This window comes from Nonomuraea rhizosphaerae, assembly GCF_019396405.1.
GTDB lineage: Bacteria > Actinomycetota > Actinomycetes > Streptosporangiales > Streptosporangiaceae > Nonomuraea > Nonomuraea rhizosphaerae.
The window spans coordinates 1-4,027 of sequence record NZ_JAHKRL010000294.1; the positions used below are offsets into that span (position 1 = coordinate 1).

A 4,027-nucleotide genomic window follows, 5' to 3' on the forward strand; every position below is an offset into this window, starting at 1 on the left:
ACCGCACGTTACTGCGTAGACACGCCCGATTCTCGTCAACGAAATATCCGGACGCGTCCGTGAGGACGACGGCGCCGTTCCGGGATCACGGCCTGCGAAGCTCGTGCCCGTGCGCAGGGGGTGCCAGTCCCCCGTGAAGGTCAGGCGAGCCGGTCGAGCAGGTCGTTGTACTGCTCCCACAGCTCCTTGGGCAGCTGCGGGCCGAACTTGTCGAAGTGGCCGGGGATCAGCGCGGCCTCCTCCCGCCACACCTCGCGGTCGACAGTCAGCAGCGTACGGAGGTCCTCGTCGGAGATGTCGAGGCCCTCGACGTCGAGCCGGTCCGGCAGCAGGCCGATCGGCGTGGGCACCGCCCTGGCCTCACCGTTGAGGCGGTCGACGATCCACTTGAGCACGCGGCTGTTCTCGCCGAAGCCGGGCCAGACGAACTTGCCGTCGGCGTTCTTGCGGAACCAGTTCACGTAGTAGATGCGCGGCAGCTCGGCGCCCTCGCGGCGGCCGACGTCCAGCCAGTGGCCGAAGTAGTCGCCCATGTTGTAGCCGCAGAACGGCAGCATCGCGAACGGGTCGTGACGCAGCTCGCCGACCTTGCCCTCGGCGGCGGCGGTCTTCTCGGAGGCGACGTTGGCTCCGAGGAAGACGCCGTGCTCCCAGCTCAGCGACTCCGTGACGAGCGGCACCGCGGTGGCGCGGCGCCCGCCGAAGAGGATCGCGGAGATGGGCACGCCCTTGGGGTCCTGCCATTCGGGGGCGATGGTCGGGCACTGTGAGGCGGGTGTGGTGAAGCGCGCGTTCGGGTGGGCGGCGGGGTCGCTGGATCCCGGCGTCCAGGAGCGGCCCTTCCAGTCCGTCAGGTGCGCGGGCGGCTCGTCGGTGAGCCCCTCCCACCACACGTCGCCGTCGTCGGTCAGCGCGACGTTGGTGAAGATGCTGTTGCCCCAGAGCGTCTTGACCGCGTTGGCGTTGGTGACCTCACCGGTGCCGGGCGCGACGCCGAAGAAGCCCGCCTCGGGGTTGATGGCGTACAGGCGGCCGTCGTCGCCGAACCGCATCCACGCGATGTCGTCGCCGACGGTCTCGACCTTCCAGCCGGGGATGGTGGGCTGGAGCATGGCGAGGTTCGTCTTGCCGCAGGCGCTGGGGAAGGCGGCGGCGATGTAGCGGGTCTCGCCGGAGGGCGGGGTGAGCTTGAGGATGAGCATGTGCTCGGCCAGCCAGCCCTCGTCGCGCGCCATGGTGCTGGCGATGCGCAGGGCGTAGCACTTCTTGCCGAGCAGCGCGTTGCCGCCGTAGCCGGAGCCGTACGACCAGATCTCGCGGGTCTCGGGGAAGTGGCTGATGTACTTGGTGGAGTTGCACGGCCAGGGCACGTCCTCCTGGCCCGGGCCGAGCGGCGCGCCGACGGAGTGCACGCACTTGACGAACTCGCCGCGCTCCTCGATGAGCCGCAGCGCGCGATCCCCCATCCGGGTCATGACCTTCATCGACACGGCCACGTACGGCGAGTCGGTGATCTCCACGCCGAGCTGCGAGATCTCGCCGCCGAGCGGCCCCATGCAGAACGGCACCACGTACATGGTCCGCCCGCGCATGCAGCCCTCGAACAGCTCGCCGAACGTCTCGCGCATCTCGGCGGGCGCGATCCAGTTGTTGGTCGGCCCGGCGTCCTGCTCGCGCTCGGAGCAGATGAACGTGCGGTCCTCGACGCGTGCCACGTCACTCGGGTCGGACTTGGCGTAGAAGCTGTTGGGGCGCTTGGCCAGACGCGTGAACGTGCCCTGCTCGACCAGGAGATTGGTCAGGCGCGTCCACTCCTCCTCCGAGCCGTCGCACCACTCGATCCGGTCGGGCTGGGTCAGCGCTGCGATCTGGTTCACCCATGCGACCAATTCGGCATTGCTCGTCGGTGCGGGTACTTCCACGGTAACGGACACGACTTCGGCTCCTCCAACTCTACAGGGGCCCAAACATCATTGACGACGACGCGGCCGAAAATCCAATTGGCGTAGACCTGTGCCAGGAATCGGGTGTCGCCGCAGGCTGGGGCCTCGATGATTGAGGGAGCCTACCCCGGCGGAACGATTTCAAAAGAAAGCTTTCCGCCAGTGGTCCAGACCACAAGAGTTGGTCTAAACCAATTTCTTCAGAGGTTTAGTCCATTCGCCGGAGAGTTTCTCCTGCGCACTCTCATGAATTGACGTCCGGCCCGGAGGAGCGAACTCGGTCGACGTGTTGCAACGCGTCCCGAAGTTCGGACAGCCAGGTGTCGGTGTTCTTGCCGACGAGGCGTACGCACCAGGCCAGGGCGTCGCTGCGGCTGCGGGCCACGCCGGCCGCGACGAGCGTGTCGAGCACCTGCCGTTCCTGCTGTCGCAGGCGTGTCATGACGGGCACCGAAAGAGTGGTGAACATCACAGTCGTCTCGCCGCAGACGACGCCCCAGGACACCTTCTGCCGGAAGCGCCGCTCGGCCTCCTTGGCGATCTCGATGCGCCGTTCGCGCGTCTCCTCCCTGAACCGTCCGATCAGTCCTTCGATCAGGGCCGTCTTCTCGGCGTCGGAGTCGGTCTCGACGGTCGGCTCGGGGATGGTGCCGAGGATCGCGATCTCCTCGCGGTCCCTGACGATCTCCGGCGCCCCGGCGAACCAGCCCTCGGGGAGGCGTCCGGTGAACCAGCTCTTGATCTGCGCCGTCGTCTCATCGTTTGCCATGTAATCAGAATTACATAGTTGCATCGAAAAAGCACGCACTGAGGAGGAGGGCGGTGCGTGAGCTGTCAGCGAACGCGGCCGGCGACGACCGGGCTGACGCGGACGATGCCGGCCAGGTTGCGGGTGTTGACCGGGGAGAACTTCACCACGTCCCCCGTACGGGGCGCCTGAAGCATCGTCCCCTTGCCCCAGTAGATGGCGACATGGGAGATGTAGGCCGGGTTGGTGGGGTCGGACCGCCAGAACAGCAGGTCGCCGGGCTGGATCTGCGCCAGCGGCACCTGCGGCCCGGTCAGCCACTGCTGGTGCGTCACCCGCGGCATCCGCACCCCGGCCTGGGCGAAGGCCCACTGGACCAGGCCCGAGCAGTCGAAGGTGTCCGGCCCCTCGGCGCCCCACACGTACGGCCTGCCGAGCTTGGAGGCGGCGGCCTTGAGCGCGACCGTGATCTGCTCACCGCTCATGAACGAACCGGCCGCCCAGGTGCGCACCTGCGTCTGCGCGGGCGGCAGCACCGGGTTGACCATGGCGACCTGCGTGCCCTTGGGCAGCACCTTGAGCAGCGCCCTGCGCAGCTTGTCGGAGCGGGTGGCGGGCGCGCTCACGATCAGCGCGTTGTCCTGCGGCAGCCCGAGCCTGCGGCCGACCTCCCGCGACACCACGGCGTCCACCGCGCCGAACCCGGTCGTGGCGTAGGCCCCGATGCGCAGCGAGCCGTTGGGCCCGTTGACCCGGCGGTGCAGGCTGAGCCCGCCGTCGTTGCCGAGCACGAACGAGACCGCCACGTCGCCGTCGGCCACGTTCTTCCACAGCGCGTCGGAGGCGGCCGTCACCTTGGGGGTGTAGGCGCGGAACGTCGAGGGGTTGACCGCGAGCGTCTGCACCCGCTTGCCGTCGAGCATGATCGAGGCCGCGTCGGCCAGCTCCAGCGCCGTCACCCCGCGGATGCCGCCGACCTTGCGCAGCAGCGAGTTGGTGAACGGCTTGCGGGTGACCACGAACAGGTTCGGCTTGTGCAGCCTGCCCAGCGGCTGCACCGGCTGGACGGTCCTGTGGTCGTCGGCCACCAGGCTCTGCTCCGGCGTGGGCGCCAGGCTGGCCGAGGGCCGGTGCCGTAAGGAGGCCGCCGGCCGCTCGCCGCTCTGGGCGAGCAGCAGCAGGTCGGCCGTGAGCACCGCGACGAGCGTGACCACGATGAACGGCACCAGTTTGTGGTGGTCACGCCGCTTACGGGACCGGACCAGGAAGCTCAGGTCCTGCCGTATGCCGGAGGAACGCGAAAAATCCGCCGGGCCAGCGTGGGCCCGGCGGTTCG

The 4,027-nt window shown here is 68.5% G+C and carries 3 protein-coding genes; all 3 read right to left on the reverse strand.

Annotated features, from left to right (window positions below; all coding sequences use genetic code 11):
• Nucleotides 1-140: 140 nt before the first annotated feature.
• On the reverse strand, nt 141-1,934 hold the full coding sequence (locus KME77_RS14935; protein WP_219467284.1) for a phosphoenolpyruvate carboxykinase (GTP): 1,794 nt from the start codon (nt 1,932-1,934) through the stop codon (nt 141-143).
• 253 nt (nt 1,935-2,187) lie between these two features.
• A complete protein-coding gene (gene abmR, locus KME77_RS14940) occupies nt 2,188-2,712 on the reverse strand; it encodes an ATP-binding transcription factor AbmR (RefSeq protein ID WP_219467286.1) in 525 nt (174 codons plus the stop codon).
• 65 nt (nt 2,713-2,777) lie between these two features.
• The coding region (locus tag KME77_RS14945) for a C40 family peptidase (protein ID WP_219467288.1) at nt 2,778-4,027 on the reverse strand (1,250 nt) is incomplete at its 5' end.